The organism is Pedobacter psychroterrae, assembly GCF_004331695.1.
In the GTDB taxonomy this organism is placed as follows: domain Bacteria; phylum Bacteroidota; class Bacteroidia; order Sphingobacteriales; family Sphingobacteriaceae; genus Pedobacter; species Pedobacter psychroterrae.
Map to the genome: position 1 here is coordinate 1,803,058 of NZ_SJSL01000001.1, position 25,207 is coordinate 1,828,264.

Sequence of the window (25,207 nt, forward strand, 5' to 3'; positions counted from 1 at the left end):
ATGGAAATTTCTTTATAATTTTCCTTTATGATTGGCAAGATCCAGATTGCCGGCCGTAAGAATTTTTTTCTTGATTAATCTATGAACGCCACAGAGCTCACTATTGCAGCCCCAGATTTAGCAGAGACCATAAATGGTTCCCTTGATCTAAAAGAACTTTTAAATGTGCTTTCTTCTGTTAAGAGTGGAAGACTGAGCATTAGGATGCCCGTTACCCAAGCAGGTATAGAAGGTCGAATTTGTGAAGTGCTGAATGATATCATCGACATGAATCAGCGATTTGTAGCTGAACTTTCTTCGGCCGAAAAAACCATTGGTAAAAAAGGCAACCTTTCTAAGAGAATAGAACTACCCGAGGCAAAGGGAGAATGGGCCAACGGCGTAAGTTCATTAAACACCTTGATAACGGATCTAACCTCACCTACATTGGAGATTGCCAATATGATTAACTCTGTAGCCAATGGTGATCTTTCTAAACAAATTCCATTAGAAATTAGCGGTCAACCGCTTAAAGGGGAGTTTCTTAGAATAGCAAAGGAATCGAACCAGATGCTTTCGAAGCTGAGGTTGTTTTCGATGGAAGTAACCAGGGTAGCCCGTCAGGTCGGTTCGGAAGGGAAACTTGGAGAACAGGCCAAAATTAAGGGCGTTGCCGGGGTTTGGGCAGAGCTTACTGATTCGGTAAACCAGATGGCAGGTAACTTAACTGCGCAGGTAAGAAACGTAGCAGCAGTAACCACTGCGGTAGCCAAAGGAGATTTATCAAGAAAAATCACAGTAGAGGCAAAGGGAGAGATTTTAGAACTTAAAAACACCATTAACACCATGGTGGATCAGCTCAATTCGTTTTCTTCAGAGGTTACGCGTGTGGCCCTCGAAGTAGGTACGGAAGGTAAGCTAGGCGGACAGGCCGAAGTACCAGGTGTTGCTGGTACGTGGAAAGATTTAACGGATTCGGTAAATAGAATGGCAGGTAACCTTACCTCCCAAGTAAGAAATATAGCGGGTGTAACCACAGCAGTAGCTAATGGTGACCTTTCCAAAAAAATTACGGTAGACGTTAAGGGAGAAATGCTCGAGCTAAAGAAAACCATCAATACCATGGTAGATCAGCTCAACTCATTTGCCTCAGAGGTAACACGTGTGGCTTTAGAAGTCGGTACAGAGGGTAAATTAGGGGGCCAGGCCAGGGTGAAAGGCGTGGGAGGGGTTTGGAAAGACCTTACCGATTCGGTAAACCAAATGGGAAGTAACTTAACCGATCAGGTGCGTAACATTGCGGGAGTAACTACTGCAGTTGCTAAAGGCGATCTTTCGAGAAAGATTACAGTGGATGCTAAGGGAGAATTATTGGAACTCAAAAACACCATCAATACGATGGTAGATCAGCTCAATTCATTCTCCTCCGAAGTAACACGTGTGGCAAGAGAGGTGGGGTCAGAAGGACAACTAGGTGGGCAGGCCAACGTACCGGGAGTAGGTGGAACGTGGAAGGATTTAACAGATTCGGTAAACCAGATGGCGGGTAACCTCACCGGGCAGGTAAGAAATATAGCCGAAGTAACTACAGCGGTAGCGAAAGGCGATTTATCTAAAAAGATTACGGTTGATGTGCAGGGGGAAATGTTGGAGCTTAAAATTACCATCAATACGATGGTAGATCAGCTCAACTCTTTCGGTTCTGAAGTAACCCGTGTGGCAAGAGAGGTGGGGTCCGAAGGTCAGCTTGGTGGTCAGGCCAACGTACCGGGGGTAGGTGGCACCTGGAAAGATTTAACAGACTCCGTTAATAAAATGGCCGATAACCTGACCTCTCAGGTACGTAACATTGCAGAGGTAACTACCGCGGTGGCAAAAGGAGATTTGTCGCGAAAAATTACGGTAAATGCTAAAGGAGAGCTCCTTGAATTAAAAGATACCATTAATACCATGGTTGATCAGTTGAGGGGCTTTGCATCTGAGGTAACCAGGGTTGCTCGTGAGGTAGGTTCGGAAGGACAACTTGGTGGTCAAGCAAACGTACCGGGTGTAGATGGTACCTGGAAAGATTTAACAGATAGCGTAAATAAAATGGCGGGTAATTTGACCGCCCAATTGAGAAATATAGCCGATGTAGCCATCGCAGTAGCAAATGGCGATTTATCTAAAAAGATTACGGTAGATGTTAGGGGAGAAATCCTTCAATTAAAAGAAACCATCAATACCATGGTGGATCAGTTGAGGGGTTTCGCTTCAGAGGTGACCCGTGTTGCGCGCGAGGTAGGTACCGATGGTAACTTGGGCGGACAAGCTTTTGTACCTGGGGTGGCTGGAACATGGAAAGATTTAACAGATTCAGTAAACCAAATGTCAAGCAACCTAACCTCACAAGTTCGGAATATTGCCGAGGTAACCAAGGCGGTAGCTAGTGGCGATTTATCTAAAACCGTAATTATCGATGTAAAGGGAGAGATGATGGATTTGAAAAATACCATTAATACCATGGTAGATCAGCTCAACTCTTTTGCATCAGAGGTAACTCGTGTGGCACGTGAGGTAGGTACAGAAGGAAAGCTGGGTGGACAAGCACAGGTAAAAGGCGTAGGTGGTACCTGGAAAGATTTAACAGATTCGGTAAATCAAATGGCATCGAACCTTACCGGACAAATCCGTGGTATAGCAAAAGTGGCAACGGGCATTGCAAAAGGAAATTTGAAACAACGTTTATCCATTAATGCACTGGGCGAGGTAGCGCAATTAACAGACACCATTAATGAAATGATTGATACACTGGCTGTTTTTGCCGATCAGGTAACTACGGTAGCACGTGAGGTTGGTGTACAGGGAAGATTAGGTGGGCAGGCCAGTGTACCGGGTGCTTCGGGAACCTGGAAAGATCTGACTGAAAATGTAAATCAGTTGGCGCAGAACCTTACTACACAGGTGCGTTCTATCTCAGAAGTGGCCTCAGCGGTAACAAAAGGAGATTTAACGCGAACCATTCGGGTTGATGCGAAGGGAGAGTTGGAAGCTTTAAAGGATACTATTAACCAAATGATTGCTAATCTTAAAGGTACTACCTTGAGAAACCATGAGCAGGATTGGCTAAAATCTAACTTGGCTAAATTTGCACAGATGCTGCAGGGCCAACGTGACAGGAATGCGGTAGCAAACAAGGTATTGTCTGAACTGGCCGAACTTGTAAATGCCCGTTACGGTGCTTTTTATATTCTAGAGCAGTTAGAGCCATTGGATGAGCCTAAGCTTAAATTGTTTGCAGGGTATGCCCATAAAACCAGTAAAAAGATTAATCAGGAATTTTCATTAAGCGAAGGGCTGGTAGGTCAATGTGCCATAGACAAGGAGCAAATCAGGATTACTAATTTTCCTAACGAAAACCTGCAAATTAGTTCGGGTATCGGAAGTGCAACACCACTGGATCTAGTAATTCTTCCCGTGCTTTTTGAAAACAATATAAAGGCGGTAATCGAATTGGCCTCTTTTGATACCTTTAGTAATACACACATCGACTTTTTGGATCAGTTAACGGAGAGTATTGGGATTGTACTCAACAACATCGAAACCAATACCCGTACTGAAGAGTTGTTAACCCAATCGCAATCCCTAGCAGGAGAGCTTTCTGCACAACAGGAAGAACTTAGAAGGGCAAATGATGAATTGCATGACAAGGGAAGATCATTAGAAGAGAAAGCAGAACAGTTGACCCTTACATCGAAATATAAATCAGAGTTCCTGGCCAATATGTCTCATGAATTGAGAACGCCGCTAAACAGTCTCTTGATTCTTGCCCAGCAACTATTTGAGAACCATGAGGGGAATTTAACCGAAAAGCAAATTAAGTATGCAAAAACCATCCATTCTTGCGGCGACGATCTGATTCAGCTGATCAATGATATCCTTGATCTTTCTAAAATCGAATCTGGGGTGATCTCGGCTGACGTGCTACCCGTAAGCTTTAAAGAAATTGCTTCTTTTGTTGAGTCGACCTTCAAACCGATTTCAGAAACCAAAAATCTGAAGTTCGAAATCAATATAGAAAATGGTTTGCCTGAAATGATAGAGACAGATATCCAGCGCTTAAACCAGATTTTGAAAAACCTGCTTTCCAATGCTTTTAAGTTTACCGAGAAAGGCAGTGTTAAGCTAAATATCTTTAAGCAAAGTACTAGTGCATACAGTGCTTTGAAGAAAAGTGAAGAGGTTATAGCTTTTTCAATTGAAGACACCGGAATTGGTATTTCCAGAAATACCCAAGGCATTATTTTTGAAGCTTTTCAACAGGCTGAAGGCTCTACCAGTAGAAAATATGGCGGTACCGGACTTGGACTTTCCATTAGTAAGGGTTTCGCCGAATTATTGGGCGGAACAATTACAGTTGGTAGCGAACTTGGGAAAGGAAGTGTATTTACGCTGCTACTTCCAATGAAGTACCAAGAAGGTATCACTGTAGCTCCGCAAGGTTTGCTAAAAGAAATGTCCGGCTCAAATTATTCCAGAACAAATTTAATAGATACAACAGAGCACCAGATCGAAGATGACCGTCACCATATCGTTGCAGAAGATAAGGTGATTATTGTTATCGAGGATGACTTAAGGTTCACAAAGATCGTGATGGATAAGGCACATGATATGAACCTGAAAGTGGTGGTGGCAATGGGCTATTTTGAGGTTTTTGAAAGTATCCAGAAATACAATCCGATTGCCATTACGCTAGACGTAAATATGCCCGATTCCAATGGATGGAAAATAATAAAATTACTAAAGGGCGACATTGCGTTAAGGCATATTCCGGTTCATTTGATCTCTGGCGAAGACAATAAAGCTATTGCACTGAAACTCGGCGCTAAGAGTTTTAGCCTCAAACCATTGTCTAATAAAGTATTAGATGATCTTATTTCGGGTATCATTGCTTTCCATGAGCAACAGGTGAAAAAGGTATTAGTGATAGATGACAACGAAACGGAATTGAATAGTATAAACGAATTATTAAAAAATGATGGGATAGTTATTACCTCTTCAAGTACAGCAAAAAAGGGACTTTCCTTGCTTAGAAATGAAATATTCGACTGTATTATCTTAGACTATATGTTGCCAGATGTGAAGGGAATGGAGTTGTTAAACAAGGTTAACTTACTGAAACGCCCGCAAACCACTATGATCATCCATTCGGCTAAAGAGTTTACGCATGATGAGTTGACCCAACTTAAACGGCTTAACCATAGGATCATCACCAAAACACCAAATTCGAAAATCGATTTATTAGAAGCGATGGTGACATTGTTGCATGTAAATAAGAATCAGCTGAGCGTAGAAAAAATCAATTTACTTAATCAGTTACAGATTGGAGGTGATATCTTAAGTGCTAAAAAGGTTCTGGTTGTGGATGATGATGTGAGAAATCTCTTTGCGCTTACCGCTGCATTTGAAAGATCTAATATTGAGGTGCTTACTGCAGAAAGTGGTAGAGAAGCCATAGAAATACTGAACGGTGGTAAAAAAATTGATATCGTGCTGATGGATATTATGATGCCAGAGATGGATGGTTATGAGACCATTCAAATGATAAGGAAAGAGCCTAAGCACAAAAATCTCCCAATCATTGCTGTTACGGCAAAGGCAATGATAGGCGATAGACAGAAATGCATTGATTCTGGGGCTTCGGATTATATCACTAAACCAGTAAAAACTGACCAATTACAATCGTTGATGAAAATATGGTTGATAAAGTAATAGCGAAATGAGCCTTGATCAGAATATTAAGATACTAATCGTTGACGATAGCCCAAACAACCTCATGTCTATTGAAGTGGCGCTGGAAGGAGGCGGGTATGGCTTTTCGCGTGCACTATCTGGGCGTGAGGCATTAAGGGTATTGTTGCATGACCAAGATTTCTCTCTAATTCTTTTAGATGTGAAGATGCCCATCATGGATGGTTACGAAACTGCTGAACTGATTTATGAACGGGATAGCTTGAAAGATATTCCAATTATTTTTATTACTGCTCACGACTACGAAGAGGCGGCAATGTTTAAAGGTTACAGGGCTGGTGCTGTAGATTTTATACGTAAACCTTTTAATCCGGAAATGTTAAGAACGAAGGTAGCTGTATTCGCAGAGATATTTAGGAAGAACCAATTACTTAAAAGACAGGAAGAGCGATTAAAGGCAAGTAATGAAAAACTGGTGATATTAAATGCTGAATTGGAGAACAGGGTTAACGAGCGTACTGCCGAACTCCTGGATCTTAATACAGAATTAAGGGCATTGAACCTGTCTAAAGATAGGTTCCTTTCGGTCATCTCACACGATCTGAGAAACCCATTAAGCAGTATTCTGGTTTCCTCAGAGTTTATAAATAAGCATGCAGCAAAGATTACAGAAAAGCAGGTGCTTAGCCTATCAGGTATTATCCACAAAACAGCAAAAGAGATCCTTCAACAATTGAACGATTTGGTAGACTGGGCGATGAAGCAACGGGAAAAATCGAAGTTTAATCCTTGCAAGTTAGATCTTAGAAAAGAAATTGACCAGTCGTTAGAACTGCTAAGATCCTATGCTAATCAGAAAAAAGTGAATTTGGAGAATCGGGTGCAGCCGGAAATCTGTATTAAAGCTGATGAATACATGCTCCGCTCTATTCTTCAGAATGTAATTACGAATGCTTTAAAGTATACGGCTGTTGGCGGAGAGCCAATTATAATTACGGCGACGGAGTTAGCAGAGGAAGTTGAAATTTGCATTACAGACTATGGCATAGGAATGTCTGACGAAACCTTGCGCACTTTTCTCGATTTTAAAGGTAACAAATCTGAACATGGTACCCTTGGCGAGCAAGGTAGTGGGTTAGGTTTGTTATTGGTAAGTGAATTTGTATCTCAGCACAGCGGAACGATTACCGTAGAAAGCCAACAAGGGGTTGGCACCGGATTTAAGTTTACGATGCCAACATTTCAAGAAATATGATCACTCCCCAGAGGTAGCGTTTTTCATCAGGAGTGTTAAATGCTTTATTGCTTTCTAGGTTAGTTATAAAACAAAAAACCAGTTTCTTCCGTTTTATTCTTAACCATTTAAATATGAGATTAAATAAAGTTTTAACAGCAATGTTTTTTGTCACGGCAATATTTTGGTAACTTGGATGCCTGGCACAGAATAAAATGGATGGTTTTCAATATTGTCGTCATTAGGGGTTTCATCGGACTATTGCTGTTTAGCCGACCTTAGCCAAATGAGGTTGTTATGGGAGAAGCTGTACATATCCTTCCACCAGGTTGCCCCTCCCCGGCAGGAGGAAATCAGAAGCTTATTCTTTTTATCCAATGTTACATCACAAAGGTCTGAGCATTTGGCTTTGGCTGCATTTGGTTCGGCCAGGATGTGAAAACGTTTAGAAGCCGGATGGTAGAGATAGATGCTGAAAGTCCGGTAAACACCCATTCCTGCGTCTGGGATTGAGAATGCAACGTCATCATAACCATCGAAGTTGTAATCGGCAATGGTGCCATTGCGCTGGGGATCGGGATGGTCGAATTCTGGTAGCTGGTTTGTTACCGTGTTGCCGTCCGGGTAGCTGAAGGTGAGGGTATTTTCGGTTGTATGCCGGAAGGAGATCAGGATACCATGAAGAAGGTACTGATCAAACTTTGCCTCGTCTCCGGGTGCTTTGATATGCTCCAATGGAAATGACTTGCAGTCTTTACCTCGTTTGTACCAGGTTCCTGATATTTTTACCCCGTTCTGGGTAAGTCCGTAGCTGCCGGTAATCTTTCCGGCGATGACTTCGTCCCACACGTAAGTGACTTTTGATAAGGCAGCTTTTCCCTGACTGCTCCGGGTTTTTATCCTTAATGGGAGGATCCCTTGCTGTCCCCGGTACTGGACAAATGCACCTTTTCCTTCAGTGCCGAAGTAAATGTCGAGTAGGAAAGGCTTCGCCCCGCCGCTGGATTTAAGGGAGAAGGGCTGGGCTTTTGCCTGGAGAATCAGGAACAGGAATGCGATTACGGAGGGCAATTTATTTAGCATGAATCTTGGTTTTACTATTCTCTGGCATTTATTGTGCCGTTGATTTTTAAACAATTGATCATTATGGCTGGTTCATCTAAATAAAGATTAATTTGGCCATCTAATTAACCCCATGAACTACCTGATGATTACTTGTCAATAAGGATCAGACTTTTCTTCCCTTTGCGGTGACAGAAGTAAAAGGAGAGTGGATTAAAGTAAAAAAGGGATTTGGCCGGGAATCTAATTTCGACACTGGAAGGAACTACGATGGCTGGATCAAGTGGCGTGAGGGAGCGGATCTGCTAATCGATATTACGGAAAGGACTTATGAATAAATTTGGGAGAGTTTGACCAGGGTGAAGATTACGTACACTGTTTGAACAACTGATAGCGGTTATGTGTTCATGGTGGCTGATTGTAACACTTCCACCCGAAGTAGTGTCAAAGAAGTCTTGAAAGATAATCATTATGAAAGGCAATTATTTGATCATCAAAGCTTTGTTTACAGTTTTAGCCACATTCCAAATTAGCTATGGTCAAACCAATAAGCTCCGTTCGGAAATAAATCCTGCGCTCAAAAACTATATTAACAAGCCAGACAAATCTCTTGACTGGAAGGACTATAAGCAGTCGAAGACTACTGAAGGCAATTACTATGAGATAAACCTCACTTCCCAAACCTGGCAGGAAATCCCCTGGCAGCACAGACTTATCGTGTACTTTCCTAAGCATGCAAAGTACCCTGGCACTATGATGGTGAATTTAATGCATGGACACCTATATGTTCGTGATCATGCTTTGACAAGCTTAAAGATAATCAGTGATTCTACGGGAACACCAGCCGCCATGCTTTATGATATTCCAAATCAGCCTTTGTTCAATGGCAAAGAGGAAGATGACTTACAAGCATTTACTTTTTCGCAATACATCAAAACGGGTGATGAGAGCTGGCCATTACTATTTCCCATGGTGAAAAGTGTAGTAAGGGCCATGGATGTTGTACAGCTGTTAGCACCCAAAGAAAGCGAATCGGCTGTAAATGATTTTGTAGTCGCTGGGCATTCTAAACGCGGACATACGACATGGCTGACGGCGGCAATAGACAATCGTGTAAAAGGGATTATTCCAATCGCTATCGATATATTAAATTCCAGTGTTCAATTGCCACACCATCTGGAAACTTTTGGAGAATACAGTACTCCTTCTAAAGCCGCGGGGGATTTTCTACAGGAACTAAAGCAGCCACTAGGCCAGACTTTGATTCAAATGGTAGACCCGTACACTTACCGCGACCAATTGACGATACCTAAGTTAATCGTATCTGCTACCAATGATGATTTCTTCACTACTGATGCTTTGAATTTATACTGGGATGGATTGAAGGCCCCTAAGTCTATGCTATACCTTCCTAATGCTAACCACGTGATGGCTTATTCGGATTCGCGAATCAACCAAACTGCGTTCGCTTTTATTCGAGCTATCGCTGGGCACAAAAATCTTCCTACGCTTAGCTGGCAGTATATCAAGCATAAAAATAGCATAGTACTGAAAATAAATGCTGATTCTCCTGCGACTAAGGCGTCTTTGTGGACTGCTGTGTCGAAGAATAAAGATTTTCGCCAGGCAAGATGGAGTTCTCAGCCGATGGAGACAAAAAATGTTAGCGAATTTCATAAAGAGTATCTGATAGAGGTACCCCTACCTGCAAGTGGATATCTAGCTATTTTTGGAGAAATAGCGTTTCTCAAGGATGGACATACCTTTCGGCTCTCGACTCAGACAAAAATTAGTTCTGGTAAAGAGTAATGAAGAAATTTTGTCGCTAAATCGTGAGGCCCCTAGTACTCAGCAACGGTTATTTTTGCTGTATATTTAAGAGAATGCCTTTAGGTAAATATCTAGAGGAATTTATTTAAAACAATTCACTAGTTGCTTGAAATGGATAATATTATGCCCATTTTATCTAGTAATGAATATAATATTATCCATTTTGTGTTTCGACTTTCTTATGCTTTTAGTATATTTTATAGAAGTTTTAGTTATATTTGGATATAATACTATCCATTATGAAATCAAGGAAGGCTGTGATCTTTCCCAAGTATCAAAAAATTTGGGATCAGCTTGGTGAGAATATCAAGTTGGCTAGAAAACGTAGGAAACTCACTGCCATTCAGCTTGCTGAACGTGCTGCTATTGAAAGGCTAACCCTTCGCAAAATAGAGAGAGGTGATCCTAGCGTATCTATGGGGGCTTATTTCAATGTGCTCAGGGCATTAAATTTACAGGAGGATTTCCTTAAACTTGCTGTCGATGATGAACTTGGTAGAAAACTTCAGGATTTAGATCTGTTAACCTAATGGCAGCAACGAAAACAGATATATGGGTGTATGCTCATTGGAAAGGTATGGGTGCCCCGAAATGCATAGGTGTAATATCTGCACAGCAAAGTAAAGGGAGCAGAATATTCGGTTTTGAGTACGATAAAGACTGGCTAAAGTCAGATCAGGTTTTCTTACTTGATCCCGAAATTGGATTATACCCAGGAACTCAATATCCAGATAAAAAAGACAATTTTGGTGTATTTATGGATTCGATGCCCGATACATGGGGGAGAAAACTCATGCTTCGCCGTGCTGCACAAAGAGTCCTCGTAAAAGGAGAGTCAACACCAAAACTATACGAGATTGACTTCTTGTTAGGCGTCCACGATGTTTCAAGAATGGGCGCACTCCGATTCAAATTGGATCCTAACGGTTCTTTTCTAGATGACAACAAGGATAATCCAACCCCACCAATCACGAATTTGAGAGAGCTGCAGGCCAGTGTTAAAGCATATGAAGAGGATGAGGACGGAAAAAATGGGGATGAATGGATTCCAATTCTTTTTGCACCGGGATCATCGTTGGGTGGAGCTCGGCCGAAAGCAAATGTTATTGACTTAGATGGTCACCTATGTATTGCAAAGTTTCCTTCAAAAGCCGACACAACTGACAAAGCAGCATGGGAATACCTGGCATACGAACTGGCCTGCAGAGCAGGAATCAATATGGCTATCTGCACTCTTGAAAAGGTAAGGGGTCCATATCATACATTTTTGTCAAGACGGTTTGATAGGGAAGCAGAGCAACGGATTCATTTCGCATCAGCCATGACCATGACAAGGAACAGTGAAGATACCATTAGAGACGTCACTCCAAGTTACCTTGAAATAGCAGAATTTATACAAACATATGGTTCAAACATAGAGGCAGACTTACATCAACTGTGGAGGCGTATAGTGTTTCATATGGCGATCTCCAATACCGATGATCATTTTAGAAACCACGGATTTCTGCTAGAGGAAAAGGGTTGGAGATTATCCCCCGCCTATGATATTAATCCCTCGATAGATAAAAACGGACTGGCTTTAAATGTTGATATGGATAATAATGAACTGGATTTTGAGCTAGCTAAAAGTGTTGGTCAATTTTTCCAGCTTAATAAAGATCAGATGGATAAAATTCTAGATGAAATCGTCAGGGTAACCGAGGACTGGCGGCCATTAGCATCGAAATTAGGGATATCCCGCGCAGACCAGGAGACCATGTCTCCTGCATTTAGATTAGTTACAGGATAGCTTCTGAACCTCTTATGTATTAAAATTGCGAGGCCCCTAGTAGTAACAGAGGCTACCACGGCCTCAGCCCTTTACGACCTTAGATTTACTTTATTTCTACCCTTATTAGATACCAGGCCCACCAGATTAGCACAAATTGCAAAGGCAATCTGATATATGCCATTAATTTACTGCCTATTGCGGGTTTATCTTTGAATACATCCGACAAATGGAAGGGGAGAAAGAAGATCATCAAGCCAAATAATACCATGGCTGAGCTTGTTCTATACTTCGGAAATAATAGCGCAAATCCGATCATAAATTCTAACAAACCAAAGACGTAATTTACAGTTAACAGTGGTAGCCATTTTGGGATGAAGGATTTGTAGAATCGTGGGTTGAAAATGTGATTCAGTCCCGCTACCATCATTATAGCGCTGTAGGTATATAAGAGGAATAATTTCAAGGTGAGTATGTAAAGAGTAAATATACGGAAAGTAAATGTGATAAAGTATATTTGAATATGCAGACGGAAGGTTTCAATAAATACAGTTTCAAGGCTGAGCTCCAAATTGTTGGGATCAATCCATATGTTTTTCTTCCTGAAGATATCTTATTAGCAGTTTTCATACAGGCAGGAAGGAACAAAAGTCCGATTCCTGTTAGTGGTACGGTGAACGGTAAACCTTATAGGCAAACCCTGGTGAGATATCAGGGCGCATGGCGGTTGTACATCAATTTATTGATGCTTGACAACTCGCCCAAAAGAATAGGCGAAATAATAGAAGTTGGTATCGCTTATGACCCGATTGCGAGAGCATTTACTGCCCATCCCGCGCTAACAAAAGCACTTGAGCGACACGTCCAGGCAAAAGATGTATTTGATGGCCTGACACCCTCGCTCAAGAACGAGATAATCAAATACATCAACAATTTAAAAACAGATGAGAGTGTAAACAAGAATGTAGATAAAGCGATTGATTTCTTGTTAGGCAAAGGGCGGTTTGTAGGACGGGATCCTTTGCAGCACAATACAAAATAGAGGAAAACTGGCAGCAGCAATTGACAAGAATGCATTATTGCTGTTTGGCTGAGCTTAGCCAAATGAGGTTGTTATGGGAGAAGCTGTACACATCCCTCCACCTGGTTGCTCCTCCCCGGCAGGAGGAGGTTAAAAGTTTATTCTTTTTATCCAATGTTACATCATCCGTTTCGCTATTGGTTTCGATGGATTCTTGCGGGAATTGTTTAAGTACCGGAATCTTGAAGAATAATGCTCAAAAAAATATTTTGAGAGTGTTTTATTAGGTAAAATATAATTCTAATTTTTAGGATTTTTTGAAATAAAATTCTTTATCTTAAAAATTTGATTATCTTTGGATATAATTTAAATAAAATACAATGCAATTAGGAACAGTAAAATTTTTCAATGAGACAAAAGGTTTTGGATTTATCGTACCAGCGAATGGTGATAGCGAAATCTTTGTTCATTCTTCTGGTTTAATGGATAACATTCGTGAGAATGATTCAGTAAGCTATGACATCGAGCAGGGTAAAAAAGGCTTGAACGCAATTAATGTTAAGATCAGCTAATTAGATTTCCTTCATAATTGAATAGACACCTGCCTTTTGGCAGGTGTTTTTTTTTACCGGCATTGGCCTGCTCTGGATTTCAGGCCAGAGTCAACCTAGTTGGTGATATATTTGGATGAAATCAATAATAGCAGGGTGCGGTCTGCTTTTGCTTCTTCGTAATTTTCTTTGAGAAGCTGGCTGATGTGTTTGTTTTTCAGTCTTACTGCAGCCATCTGCAGTATTTGAAAAGAGGCCATTTCAACACTTTCGATGTTCTGTAGGTAAAAAATGATGGAAAGATCGCGGAGCTCGGCTTCTCCCCGTTGCTCGTTAATGGCTTCAAATGCATCCTGAATCATTCCGGTTAGTCCATGGATGCTTCCTTTGGATACCTCTGCATCTAAGAGGGAATAAATAACCTCCATTCTGGCAATCTGCTTTTCGACATCCTCTACAGTTTCGATTATCGCATTTTTCAGGTCGGCGAATTCAACCTCTTCAGCAATTCCGGGCAGTTTGGAAACGAGGTGCAATTTGGCACCGTAAATGCGGTCAAGGTGTTTGATAAAGAATATTTTTAGCTTTTCAGAACCTAGTTTTATCCTTTTCCAGGAGCGGTGTTTGTCAGGTTGTTCAGTCATGGCGGTTTATTGTACCACTAAGGTATGAATTCTTTCACTTTTGCTAAAAGATTCTCGATGTCAAACGGTTTGTTGACGTAGCCATTGGCTCCGCAGCTTTCGGCTAGTTCAGGAACATTGATTTCAGCTGACACCAGTAAGACGGGTATTGCTTCCAATTCCAGCTCGTTCTTGATTTCTGCACAGATCTGCGCACCTGTTTTGGGAAATCCGATAATCCTCACATCCAGCAGGATCAGGTCCGGATGCAGGATTTTTATGTGCTCTATTGTGGTACCGCTTTGGTATAAAATAGTTTCGTAGCCCTCTTCTACGAATATGATATCTAAAATAGACAGGATATCCGGGTCATCGTCAATCACTAATATCCGTTTCGCCATTTGGTTTTTGATGTGTTTAGGTTTTGTTACAAGTTAATTATTGTCCTCATTAGTTTTTAGATCAAATCGGATACATGGATGCCATATACCTCCCTGAATAGTTTGCTGAAATGGCTTCTGGAGCTGTAGCCGGCGATGTTGGATATCTCTTTGATCGTTCCGTATTTCCCGGATGCTATTGCCTCCCAGGCCAGCTGCAGGCGGATCACACGCACCAGCTTGTTTGGGGTAATACCCAGAATCCGATCCACATGTCTGAAAAGTTGACGCTGGCTTAATGCGAGTTCATCACTGATGATATTCAGGCTTAGATCCAGTTTACCTGCACGCTTTCTGACAATTGTCTCAAAATTGTCCAGCCAGATTTGATCCGAAAGGGTAGGCCCCTCAGCCCGGCTTTCACTTATATCGAGCTTAGGGCGGGTTGAACTTGATGGAAGGGGGAGTTTGGTGACTTTTTTAAATCGTTTTTTATGGTCTTCGTTGATCATTCCAAGTATGGAGGAAATGCGGTCATATTCCTCCACATGCTTTCTGAAAGTAATGTTTTTGGCAATCCCAAAAATGAGCTGATCACGCATGACCGGTACAGATGTCCAGGAGAGCCACACGATGGTGCCGTCCTTGGCCAGGTACCTGTTTTCAAAATTCAGCAGGGATTGTCCTTTAGTCAGTTCAGCCCGCTTTTGAGCGGTTAATTCCTGGTCATCGGAATGTATCAGATTAGCAATAGGAATTGCATACAGCTCATCGTCGGTATACCCGAGCGTTTTAGCAACCGCCGGGTTTATTTTTTTAAAATAGCCGTCGAAACCTGTGATGCACAGTAGATCAGGTGCGATCTGGAAAAAATATTCCAAATCAAAAGTCTTATGAGAAGCTAACTTCTCCATCGCAAATCCGTTTTCTTCATATTCATCCCTGCTAATTTTTTATCACCTCTACGATTAACCCCAATGCAAATTTTGCCTAAATTGTTTTTAATTAATACCATGCATGTTGATTATGTCAATTTTGAACACATTTTTGGCAGTTTTGTGAGCAAGTTTTAGCCATTGGGCTGACCGTTACTGGCCATAGGCTTGCAGCCCGAGTATGCGCTGGGTTTTCTGGTCTTTGATTCCATAACATCTGGCGGATTCAGAAAAGCCTAATCCCTGGATTTGCGGCAATATGTACCACATCCAATGTGTTTTTTCTTATTGGGTTAGAACTCCATAACCATTTTTGAGATGATTGGTTTTCGCCGGGCGGGGAAATGTTAGGTTAAGCGCAGCTATTCACTAATCGGTAAAATTCTCGCAATTTTATATTTAAAAGATATGATTCAACTATTAAGCCAAATCGGTAAGGTTGAGCAGCAAGATGGATGCTGACAGGAGCGTTGCTTTAATTTTCATAGGGTATTTTTATTATTCTTTTACCAGTTCTACTCTTCTGTTCTTTGCCATATTGGCTTCGCTGTCATTGGCTACAAGCGGGCGCTCGGCGCCGAATCCTGCGGCGGTGAGTCTGCTGGCTGAAATGCCATTGCTGGTTAAGAATTTCAAAATGGTGTTTGCCCGATCAGTAGATAGCTTTTTATTGTGATCGCCAGAACCTGCATTGTCTGTGTGTCCTTCAATGGCAATTTTAAGATCGGCATTACCTTTCATTAGCGACAGGATTTCATCCAGTACTTTTTGGCCTTCGGGCTGCAAGGTTGATTTATCGATATCAAAGTTGATGTTCAGGATGGCTTTTCCGTTAGCGTCGATGTCTTTTTTCATTTGAACTGCTGTTGGTGCTTTGATGGTTTGCTCGAAAGCAGCCAGCTCTACCACGCCAACTTCTCCACTGGCTGAATTGGAATACACCTGGAACATGATTTTGCCTTTGGAATGGTTCAATGCATACATCCGAACCGGGTCATTGTAAGGGTCACCAACAATATGATTATAAATAGACATGTCGTCCTCTTTATTTAAAAATTCCTTCTGGGCTTGAGTGACTTTAAGCTTGCCCAGCAATTTTGCGTCGATACTTTGCATGTATTTATCTACGCTGCTGTCAAAACTGTATTGGTTCCAGTCTCCTTCTCTTTCCTTCATTTTGAAAACAAGCTTGGCAACTTTTCCCTCTGCGTTGTAAAAGGACGCTCCGGTAAACATGATCAGTTTATTGAAGTCCTTCATCTCTGAATAACCGGTTTTAGACTCATTCGATCTTCCTTTATCTGTTATGATAAAGCCTGAAGGAGCAGTCAGGAATGGAAATGCGCCGATCTCTGCATTGGATTGTGGAACGGTACTCCAGTCAAAATCTTTAAATGATTCTGTGCTCCCCGCAGGTTGATCTGCTGGGATTTCTGTTGTTGTTGCGAGGGTGTCCGCATTAGTTTCTTCTTTCTTTTCCCCAGATCCACAGCTGGTAATCGTAGCAGTAATGGTTAAGGCAAAAAATAAAACTCCAAGGGTAGTGTTTGTTTTCATAGGTGGTTTTTTTTCTAAGTAACAAAAACTAAACCATAAAAGCCCAGTAAACCCCTGTTTAAAATGGCAAGTGCTGTGGAAAAAATTCCGAAAGTTTGCGTAAATCTTTACTTATATTGCTTTATGAAGAAACGTCTTGATGATAAAATACAAGAAATAGCATGTCTGGCAAGGATCAGCTAGCAAAGGTCAGTCCGGGGAGGCGGTCGGACAAAAATAATCAGCAGAAAGCTACACACTGGATTGAGAAATTTAGCAGTGCGATTACAGCAGCTGCAAAAGCTAATAAATCCAATACAAAGTCAAAAATCAACCACAACGAATCACACGATGATTGAAACTCTCAGCCGATCTTATCCCGATATACCCGCTAGTGAGATATTCCCTTCAATATGTAGTTAGCCCATGCAATGAGAATACCAGTACGGTCTATCCTGGACTGGTTTAGTACAAACGGATCAGCAAGGCAGGGTCATCGGTATATATCCTGTCTAAACCCAGGTCGATCATTTCCAGTAAGGTCGCTTTGTCACTAACTGTCCAGGTTCCCACCTTTAGGCCGGCCGCTTTGACCTGGCGTACTTTTTCTGCTGTGATGCCTTTGTAATTGATGACCAGGGTCTCAAAGCCTTTTTCCTTGGCTGTAAGGATATCTTCAGTGATATTGGTCTCTGGCCCGCGGTCCCAGAAAACAGGGATTTTTGGGGCGAGCTGTTTTACCTGGGACATGTATTTTAGGCTTGCGTCGTTGAAGCCCACCATGTGTTCAGCACTCAGTTCCCTAACGATTTTAATGGCATCGGCCACGCAATCGGCCTTTGGTTGGATGGAAAGTTTTACCGCTTTTTGCTTTAAGATCAGTTTGATGGCATCGCTGAGCAGGGGCATTTTTTCAGGCGGGCACTGCGTTTCAGTCAGGCCTTTTGATTTGCGGAATGCTGTTGCTATGTCCAATTCTTGTAGCTGCTTATAGGTGGATTCTGTAATGATCAGGTTTTTGTCTGCTGCCCGTCCGGTTGCGCCGTCGTGGGAAACTACGATTTGCCCGTCTTTGGTTTTGTGGATGTCCAGTTCTACCCAGTCTGCGCCGGCATTGATTCCCGTCTGGAATGCGGTCAGGGTGTTTTCCGGGTAAGCTGCGGAGAAACCGCGGTGTGCTGTTACGCCCTTAACAGGAGTGAGCTCCTGAGCAGTGGCGGAAAGGGAAACTGTATATAGTATCAAAAGCGCGCTGAATATTTTGGAAACAATCATGGCCAAATTTACGGCTGTTATGTTAAGTTAATGGGTATAAAAGATTATTCCAGACCCCTCGCTATAAAAATTGATGATAATGAAAAGCCATGATGGATGTCAGGGCTTTTTTCTTTTTAAGCTCGGCTTATTTTCAGCCGCCCGGAAAAGGTGTCTTCGGGGGATCTGTTATCGGTGCTTGAATCTTTCAACGCAGGTGTATCGCGGCGGAGGTAGGCAGTGATGAAAAAATGGTTTTTTATCTTACTCTTTTGTCAGGGAATAGATAGCGTAAAAATAAGGAATAATTGGTTAGAATGCGGGGAGCTGCTGTTATGGCACTCTCCGTTTCTTTTCTTTCCGGAGAAGCAAAAAATTGTATAAGAATAATATAAAAAAGATAAACAAATAAATAATTAAAAATCAGAATATTTTGGAGAATCAATTTCAGGCGATCGGGATGCTGATTAATGACTTAAGAAAAGGACGTAATTTACTGACAAAGGGAATAATAGAAGATCTGCGGGAAAACTTCAAGGAAATCCTGATGCAGCTGGGTTATGCCTGGTATAGGAAAGTGGAATGGCTGGATTATTTATTAGATTTTCATATGGCCGAAGCGGAAAGGCTTCGTGGCTTTGTAGTGCATGAAGAAGGGAAAGACTATCCTTCTATCAGGGCTGTATTGTATGAGGAGTTTACCGCACTCATAGCAAGAATAGATCTGATGGTCAACGGGGGATAAGCAGGCGAACCTGGAAGACTTGATGTAATGGTTTTGGCTATGGAAGATTATATGTCGCAGACTACCATGACTGGCAGAGAGATTTCCTTTGAACTGGGTGTGCAAGCGAATCCGCTCGGAATGGAGCGAAACTGACAAGAAATGGTATTTTTCTGTAATCGATGTTATTGAGGTTTTAACGGAGAGTTCTGTACCTAAACGGTATTGGAGTGATTTGAAAAACAAGCTTCAGAATGAGAGATATTTACCGTAATGAGGGTGGCATCACGGCAACGATTGCGTAAATATATCAGTCATGACCTGCACTTTTTCAAACCGTTCTTTGTATAATTGCTTTGACCAAATAGTCATCTTTACGCCGGAACTGATGTCCCTATTCAGTTCGGCTTCGAATTTATCTTCGTTCATACAATCGTAATCATATACTAAAATGCTGAAGAACACCTTATATCTGTTTTTTTTATTGTTTTCCGCGACAAGTGCCTTTGCACAACGAACCGAGATCAAATTTCTCTCGGGCACGGGTAAAGATCACACGGTAAACTGGGATTTCCAATGTACTGCCGGAACAAATAGCAGTAAATGGACCACCATACCTGTTCCATCCAACTGGGAGTCAATGGGCTTTGGAAACCTGACCTATGGGTCCTCAAAGGAGGACACTTCGGAAACCGGTCTTTATCGCCATAAATTTAATGTGTCAAAAAACTGGGCTGCAAAAGAGATCTTCATTGTTTTTGATGGATCAATGACCGATACTGAAGTTAAGGTTAATGGGGTGTTGGCCGGGCCTATACATCAGGGCGCATTTTATAGGTTCAGGTATAACATCACCCCCCTGTTGAAATACAATGCAGAAAACCTGCTTGAAGTAAAAGTTCGCAAGGTCTCTTCCAACCAAATGGTCAATGAAGCGGAAAGGTCTGCCGACTTCTGGGTGTTCGGGGGCATTTTCCGTCCCGTTTTCCTGGAAGCTTATCCGAAAGTGCATCTGGAGCGTATCGCTGTTGATGCCAGGGCTGATGGGTCCTTAAAGATCAATACCTTTCCAATTAATACCAGTGGTAGTACCCGTATCGTTGCACAACTCAAAACAAGGCAAGGTAAACCCGTCGGAGCACCTATATCTAAAGCGGTCAGTCAGGGGCAGGAAATGGTGCAGCTCAATGGTAAAATACTATCTCCAAAACTCTGGTCGCCCGAATTCCCGAACTTATATACCCTGGAGGTGAGCCTGATGAGCGGAACAAAGGTTCTTCATGCACTCACAGAGACCATAGGTTTTCGTACTGTAGAGTTGCGCAAACAGGATGGATTTTATGTGAACGGCAAAAAAATGCGGTTCAAGGGTGTTAATCGCGGCTCTTTCTGGCCCACCAGTGGCCGAACAACCGATGAGTCTGTGAGTTTACTGGATGCAAAACTGATCAAGGAGATGAATATGAATGCGGTGCGGATGTCACATTATCCGCCGGATGCGCATTTCCTGAAAGTTTGTGATTCAATCGGTTTATTTGTGATTGATGAACTGACGGGATGGCAATATCCGCCTTATGATACCGAGGTCGGGCGCAAGCTGGTAAAGGAGCTCATCTTAAAGGATGTCAATCATCCTTCAGTAATCATGTGGGCGAACGGAAATGAAGGAGGGTTTAATTTTGAATTGTTGCCGGACTATCCAAAGCATGATATCCAGGCCCGCCCGGTAATTCAGCCATGGATGAATATAAATGGCATGAATACCAAACATTACATCCCATGGAACTACGGTATCAATACCTTCTTTCAGGGCAAGGATGTATTCTTTCCCACTGAATTTCTTCATGGACTGTATGATGGAGGTCATGGAGCCGGTCTTGATGATTTCTGGAATTTGATGTTGAGCAATCCCCTGTCAGCCGGTGGCTTTCTCTGGGATTTTTGTGATCAGGGAGTGGCAAATAAGGATAGAAATGGTCAACTAGATACGAAAGGCAATGCTGCTGCGGATGGCATCCTGGGACCCTATAGAGAAAAGGAAGGCAGTTTCTACACGATCAAAGAAATCTGGGCACCGGTTTATTTTCAAAAGAGGTCACTTACCAGAGCTTTTGACGGCAATTTTGCAATTGATAACCGGTATGATTTTACAAACCTGAATCAGTGCAAATTCAGCTGGAAACTCAAAAAAATCACAGGGCTTGGTCCGGCTGACACAGCTGCGGTTTCAGGTAAAATCGTTGCTCCGGATATTTCTCCTCAAACAACTGGGACATTGAAAGTTGCATTACCCAATAATTGGACCGATTACGATGTATTATACATTACTGCAAAGGATCTTTACGGGCAGGAAATCTTTACCTGGACATGGTCGCTGACCACACCTCAGGAAATGTCTCAAAGGTTTATAAGTCAATCTTCAGGAAAAGTTCAGGTGACTGATCAGTCGGCTAATATACTAATGGAAGCCAGTGGCATAAAAGTAGAAATTGACAAGAAGACTGGGCAGCTGGTTAAGGTTAACAATACAACAGGTGGAATTTCTTTTAAAAATGGACCAGTACTGATCACCGGCGAGGCAACTGATGCAGTTGTAAAGCAGGTGGACAAGCAAAATGCACAAATTGTTGAAGTTGCTTATTCCGGCAAGCAGCAGTACAGATTCAACTGGACACTCTTGTCCTCCGGGATTCTCCAGCTAAAATATCAATATAAACCTGATAATAACGACGACATGCTTGGAATTTCATTCGATTATTCCGAAGAAAAAGTGAAAGCCATTCAGCTGATTGGTGATGGTCCGTACAGGGTGTATAAAAACAGGATGAAAGGCACGACATTTAATTCATGGAATAAAGTGTCCAACAATACAGTTACCGGCGAATCCTGGAATTATCCTGAATTCAAAGGTTACTACAGTAATTTTTACGCAGTCAACTTCCATACAAATGAGTCGGACTTTAAAATTTTTACCGAGACGGAGAATCTTTTTTTACACCTGTTTAACCCTGCGATACCCAAAGACCTGAAAAGAGCCAATTCGATGGCGGTATATCCAAAATCGGCCGGGATCTCTTTTATGCATGGAATAACGGCAATAGGAACCAAAACCCAGAAAAAGGAGGATCTGGGACCGCAGAGCCAGGCGAACCTGACCTTTGCCAACGGTGGTTTAGATACACAATCCGGAGTGCTGTATTTTGACTTCAGATCACAGTAAAAATTGTAAATTGAACAGAAAGGGATATGAAACTGCTATGTAACCCTGGTGAGTAAGGAATATAACTATTAATATAAGATCATGAAACAAATCAAATTGTCGTTAGCTCTCGTAATTGTCCTGCCAATAATGGCAATTGGACAACATCGTCTTTCGAATCCAAAGGCTTCAAAAGAAGCTCTTGCGCTGTATGCCTATCTTAATGATATGTACGGAAAGAAAATATTGTCAGGCCAGATGAGCTCAAGCTGGGGAGTAGACGAAATCAAATACATTCAGGATCATACCGGAAAACTACCTGCCATTAATGGATTTGATTTTATCACTGATAAGGACAATCAGAATGAAGTAAAGTCTGCAATTGAATGGTGGAAATCAGGAGGAATCCCAACAATTATGTGGCACATGGGTGCTCCGGGTAATGGTGAGGGTTATGAAAGCAGTAAGAAATCCGCCGATATTGATAAATGTTTTGAAAAAGGAACAAAAGAATACGAAGTTTTTTGGGCGGAGCTTGAAAAGAAAGGTGATTTATTGGAGCAATTGCAAAAGGCGAATGTGCCGGTGCTCTGGAGACCTTTTCACGAGTTAAATGGTAACTGGTTTTGGTGGGGCAAACAGGGATCTGATCAGTTTAAAAGACTCTGGATCGCAATGTATGATTATTATACTAAAACTCGTAAGCTGAACAATCTGATCTGGGTATTGTGCTATACGGGAAAGCCCGATGCTGCATGGTACCCGGGTGATGCATACGTCGATATTGCAGGCCCCGATACTTATGGCGTAGGCGATAGCCCGCAGACGGGGATGTATAAAGCAGTTAAACAAGTTGTCGGGGACCGCATTCCGATTGCCTATCACGAATGCGGTACTCCGCCAGACCCTGATAAATGCCTGGCAGAGGGTTCTATGTGGTCTTGGTGGATGGAATGGCATACCAGCCATTTAACTAAGGTAGATAAAGAATATTTAAAGCGCGTCTATACCCACGATCTGGTGATCACTAAAGATGAAGTTCCGGATATTCTAGCTACTTATTCCGCAGCTAAAAATCGCAGGAACTAGAAGCAGTCAAAGAGCGGATTACATCGCTATCTGGAAATTTTCCATCAAATTTGGCAGTGATTCTGTCGGTGTTTCAAAAGGGCCTTAAATGGCATTTAGCACACAAATAAGTAAGGCTCCGGGGAGGAGCCTTGATTGTGGGGTCGTCCGACCATACAATTTTTTAGGGATAATTAGGAGGGCAATTATGACGGCCAAACGTGGCCTGTCTGCTTATTAATTTAAATGTAGATATTTATTCTCAAAATGTGGAATTTATTTTAAAATAATTGTTGATTTGGCAAAATAATGGGATTTGTGTGGAATATTTTACCCAAAAATTAGCTCGCATTCAATTTACTGTGCTTGTATCCGTACAAAAAGTACACAATCAGGCCTATAATCAGCCAAATGCCAAATCCTATCCAGTTGGATATGCCCAATTCACACATCATGTAGAGACAACTGGTAAGACCGAGTACAGGAATAAGAGAAAGGTTTTTTGTAATGGAGTAATAGATAACAACCATACAAATAATCAGAAAGATCCACATCGGGATCTTGTGTTTAAATAAACTCCAGCCACTCTCATATTTTTTTTGCTGATCAATGGATGAACTGGCTATGAACTGCTCGTATTGTGCCGGTGATAGCTTGTTTAAATAAGCTTCTGCATCTGTGTTTTTTTCAATCAGGTTGACTTTGCTTTGCGCGGTTTTAATATCACCCTTTACGATGGTCAGTTCATCATTGCTTAATGAGGTGATAAAGGTGACCGGGTCATTTGTTTTCGGCTTGTTCAACAGGAAGTTTACCGTCTCTGTTTTGTAAAGCGTAAAAGCCAGCGTTAGGGCACCGATAAACAATAGCGGAACAATGAATTTTGAATTGAGGTAGGGGATCCTGAATTTTCCCCGCTGAACATCGGGCCTGTTTTGTAATACCAGGACACCTGCACATACCAGTACGAAGGCAAATAAGGTTCCTATAGAACAAAGGTCTGTAACGATGGTAAGGTTCATGAACAGGGATGGTACTGCGACTACAAAACCAACAACGATAGTAGCGAATGAGGGGGTTTTATATTTTGGATGTATCCTGGAAAATGATTTGGGCAACAGGCCATCGCGGCTCATGCTCATCCATATGCGGGGCTGGCCCATCTGAAAAACCAATAACACGCTTGCCATGGCAAAGACCGCGCTGACGGCAATGATGCCGCTCATTAGTTTAAGGTCTATCTGATCAAATACGAAGGCGAGGGGATCGCCCACTGCCAGCAGGCTTGAGTTCACGATTCCGGTAAGTACCAGTGCAATGGCTACATACAGAACGGTACAGATAATGATGGCCCACATCATCCCTCTTGGTAAGTCGCGCTGCGGATTTTTACATTCTTCGGCCGTGGTGGAAATGGCATCAAAACCTATATAAGCAAAGAATACGGCAGAAACTCCTTTTAATACGCCAGAAACACCGTTTGGAGCAAATGGGTCCCAATTTTTGGTGTCCACATAAAAAACACCTACTGCCAATACCAGTAATATAACCGCTAGTTTTACAATCACCATCGCATTGCTCGCGTTTCTTGATTCTTTCATTCCTCTGTATACCAGCCAGGTAATAAAGATGATGATGCCTAATGCCGGAAGGTCTGCTACGAGGTGCAAGCTGCCGATTTTAGGGGCGGTGAGCCAGGCATTGTTAGCGATCCTGGTGGCTTCATCTAAGTTGACATAGTTTTTACCGGCATTGATCATGGCTTCGGCATGCTGATGGCCTTTGAAGGCAGTGAGGTAGTCCATGGTCATCCAGTCGGGAAGGTGGATGCCATTTATATTAAACGCGGGTATTTTAATGGAACTGAGCAGGCCCGTGAAATAGTCTGACCAGGATATGGCCACTGTAATGTTTCCAATGGCATATTCCATAATGAGCGACCAGCCGATGATCCACGCTACCAATTCGCCAAAGGCTACATAGGAATATGTGTAGGCACTGCCTGAAACCGGAACCATAGAAGCAAATTCTGCATAGGCAAAAGCCGCAAAGCTGCAGGCTACCGCGGTAAATATAAAGAGAAATATAACTGCCGGACCGCCGTCGGCACTGGCCTTTCCTATGGTGCTGAAAATTCCGGCGCCTATAATAGCCGCAATACCAAATGCGGTAAGGTCTCTTACCCCAAGTGTTTTATGTAACGAGCTTTCATGATCACCATAGCCTTTTTCTGCATCTGCTAAAATCTTAGCAATTGATTTCTTTCTGAAAAGTTTTTCAAACATACATGGTAAGTTAGGTGGTTCTGATATT

20 protein-coding genes are annotated in these 25,207 nt (G+C 42.1%); 11 read left to right on the plus strand and 9 right to left on the minus strand.

What is annotated here, in order from left to right; genetic code table 11:
* Positions 1-81 precede the first annotated feature (81 nt).
* Complete coding sequence (locus EZ437_RS07970; RefSeq protein WP_131594898.1) at positions 82-5,730, plus strand: HAMP domain-containing protein; 5,649 nt, start codon at positions 82-84, stop codon at positions 5,728-5,730.
* Between the two features lie 7 nt (positions 5,731-5,737).
* Complete coding sequence (locus EZ437_RS07975) at positions 5,738-6,964, plus strand: hybrid sensor histidine kinase/response regulator (protein ID WP_131594900.1); 1,227 nt, start codon at positions 5,738-5,740, stop codon at positions 6,962-6,964.
* A gap of 237 nt (positions 6,965-7,201) precedes the next feature.
* On the opposite strand, the gene EZ437_RS07980 is transcribed toward EZ437_RS07975, so the two are convergent.
* Complete coding sequence (locus tag EZ437_RS07980) at positions 7,202-8,026, minus strand: XAC2610-related protein (RefSeq protein WP_131594902.1); 825 nt, start codon at positions 8,024-8,026, stop codon at positions 7,202-7,204.
* Between the two features lie 167 nt (positions 8,027-8,193).
* On the opposite strand from EZ437_RS07980, the gene EZ437_RS21540 reads away from it, so the two are divergent.
* The 6 genes from EZ437_RS21540 to EZ437_RS08010 all read left to right on the plus strand — a co-directional run bounded on the left by EZ437_RS21540 (position 8,194) and on the right by EZ437_RS08010 (position 13,196).
* Positions 8,194-8,343 (plus strand): hypothetical protein, encoded by a 150-nt coding sequence (locus EZ437_RS21540; protein ID WP_165500360.1) that lies wholly within the window; start codon positions 8,194-8,196, stop codon positions 8,341-8,343.
* Positions 8,344-8,476: 133 nt separating this feature from the next.
* Positions 8,477-9,814, plus strand: a complete 1,338-nt coding sequence (locus EZ437_RS07985; RefSeq protein ID WP_131594904.1) for a PhoPQ-activated protein PqaA family protein — start codon at positions 8,477-8,479, stop codon at positions 9,812-9,814.
* A gap of 260 nt (positions 9,815-10,074) precedes the next feature.
* The gene (locus tag EZ437_RS07990; RefSeq protein WP_084288559.1) at positions 10,075-10,365 is read left to right on the plus strand and encodes a helix-turn-helix domain-containing protein; all 291 of its coding nucleotides are present in this window, start codon (positions 10,075-10,077) and stop codon (positions 10,363-10,365) included.
* Positions 10,365-11,624 carry a type II toxin-antitoxin system HipA family toxin gene (locus EZ437_RS07995; RefSeq protein ID WP_131594906.1) on the plus strand — a complete coding sequence of 420 codons (1,260 nt, stop codon included), beginning with the start codon at positions 10,365-10,367 and terminating at the stop codon, positions 11,622-11,624. Before EZ437_RS07990 ends, EZ437_RS07995 begins: the two co-directional genes overlap by 1 nt.
* 502 nt (positions 11,625-12,126) lie before the next feature.
* Positions 12,127-12,645, plus strand: a complete 519-nt coding sequence (locus tag EZ437_RS08005) for a YdeI/OmpD-associated family protein (protein ID WP_131594908.1) — start codon at positions 12,127-12,129, stop codon at positions 12,643-12,645.
* Between the two features lie 359 nt (positions 12,646-13,004).
* Positions 13,005-13,196, plus strand: coding sequence for a cold-shock protein (locus tag EZ437_RS08010; RefSeq protein ID WP_131594910.1), 192 nt, complete (start codon positions 13,005-13,007; stop codon positions 13,194-13,196).
* A 95-nt stretch (positions 13,197-13,291) separates the two neighbouring features.
* Here EZ437_RS08010 and EZ437_RS08015 read toward each other — a convergent pair whose 3' ends face one another.
* The 6 genes from EZ437_RS08015 to EZ437_RS08040 all read right to left on the minus strand — a co-directional run bounded on the left by EZ437_RS08015 (position 13,292) and on the right by EZ437_RS08040 (position 17,894).
* A complete protein-coding gene (locus EZ437_RS08015; RefSeq protein WP_131594912.1) occupies positions 13,292-13,819 on the minus strand; it encodes a DUF892 family protein in 528 nt (175 codons plus the stop codon).
* Positions 13,820-13,836: 17 nt separating this feature from the next.
* Positions 13,837-14,199 carry a response regulator gene (locus EZ437_RS08020; protein ID WP_131594914.1) on the minus strand — a complete coding sequence of 121 codons (363 nt, stop codon included), beginning with the start codon at positions 14,197-14,199 and terminating at the stop codon, positions 13,837-13,839.
* Positions 14,200-14,255: 56 nt separating this feature from the next.
* A complete protein-coding gene (locus EZ437_RS08025) occupies positions 14,256-15,092 on the minus strand; it encodes a helix-turn-helix domain-containing protein (protein ID WP_131594916.1) in 837 nt (278 codons plus the stop codon).
* 174 nt (positions 15,093-15,266) lie between these two features.
* On the minus strand, positions 15,267-15,383 hold the full coding sequence (locus EZ437_RS22045; protein ID WP_131594919.1) for a DUF1810 family protein: 117 nt from the start codon (positions 15,381-15,383) through the stop codon (positions 15,267-15,269).
* A 228-nt stretch (positions 15,384-15,611) separates the two neighbouring features.
* The gene (locus EZ437_RS08035; protein ID WP_131594921.1) at positions 15,612-16,670 is read right to left on the minus strand and encodes an OmpA family protein; all 1,059 of its coding nucleotides are present in this window, start codon (positions 16,668-16,670) and stop codon (positions 15,612-15,614) included.
* Positions 16,671-17,114: 444 nt separating this feature from the next.
* Complete coding sequence (locus EZ437_RS08040; RefSeq protein WP_205942664.1) at positions 17,115-17,894, minus strand: glycerophosphodiester phosphodiesterase; 780 nt, start codon at positions 17,892-17,894, stop codon at positions 17,115-17,117.
* A 442-nt stretch (positions 17,895-18,336) separates the two neighbouring features.
* On the opposite strand from EZ437_RS08040, the gene EZ437_RS08045 reads away from it, so the two are divergent.
* Positions 18,337-18,648 (plus strand): hypothetical protein, encoded by a 312-nt coding sequence (locus EZ437_RS08045; protein WP_131594925.1) that lies wholly within the window; start codon positions 18,337-18,339, stop codon positions 18,646-18,648.
* Between the two features lie 264 nt (positions 18,649-18,912).
* Here the strand turns inward: EZ437_RS08045 and EZ437_RS21545 are convergent, their stop codons facing one another.
* Positions 18,913-19,056 carry a hypothetical protein gene (locus tag EZ437_RS21545; protein ID WP_165500361.1) on the minus strand — a complete coding sequence of 48 codons (144 nt, stop codon included), beginning with the start codon at positions 19,054-19,056 and terminating at the stop codon, positions 18,913-18,915.
* 22 nt (positions 19,057-19,078) lie between these two features.
* Between EZ437_RS21545 and EZ437_RS08050 the strand changes: the two genes are divergently transcribed.
* Both EZ437_RS08050 and EZ437_RS08055 read left to right on the plus strand, forming a co-directional pair.
* Positions 19,079-21,847 carry a glycoside hydrolase family 2 protein gene (locus tag EZ437_RS08050; RefSeq protein WP_131594927.1) on the plus strand — a complete coding sequence of 923 codons (2,769 nt, stop codon included), beginning with the start codon at positions 19,079-19,081 and terminating at the stop codon, positions 21,845-21,847.
* Between the two features lie 81 nt (positions 21,848-21,928).
* Positions 21,929-22,915, plus strand: a complete 987-nt coding sequence (locus EZ437_RS08055; protein ID WP_131594929.1) for a glycosyl hydrolase — start codon at positions 21,929-21,931, stop codon at positions 22,913-22,915.
* 320 nt (positions 22,916-23,235) lie between these two features.
* Here EZ437_RS08055 and EZ437_RS08060 read toward each other — a convergent pair whose 3' ends face one another.
* On the minus strand, positions 23,236-25,179 hold the full coding sequence (locus tag EZ437_RS08060; RefSeq protein WP_131594931.1) for an amino acid permease: 1,944 nt from the start codon (positions 25,177-25,179) through the stop codon (positions 23,236-23,238).
* Between the last annotated feature and the right edge of the window lie 28 nt (positions 25,180-25,207).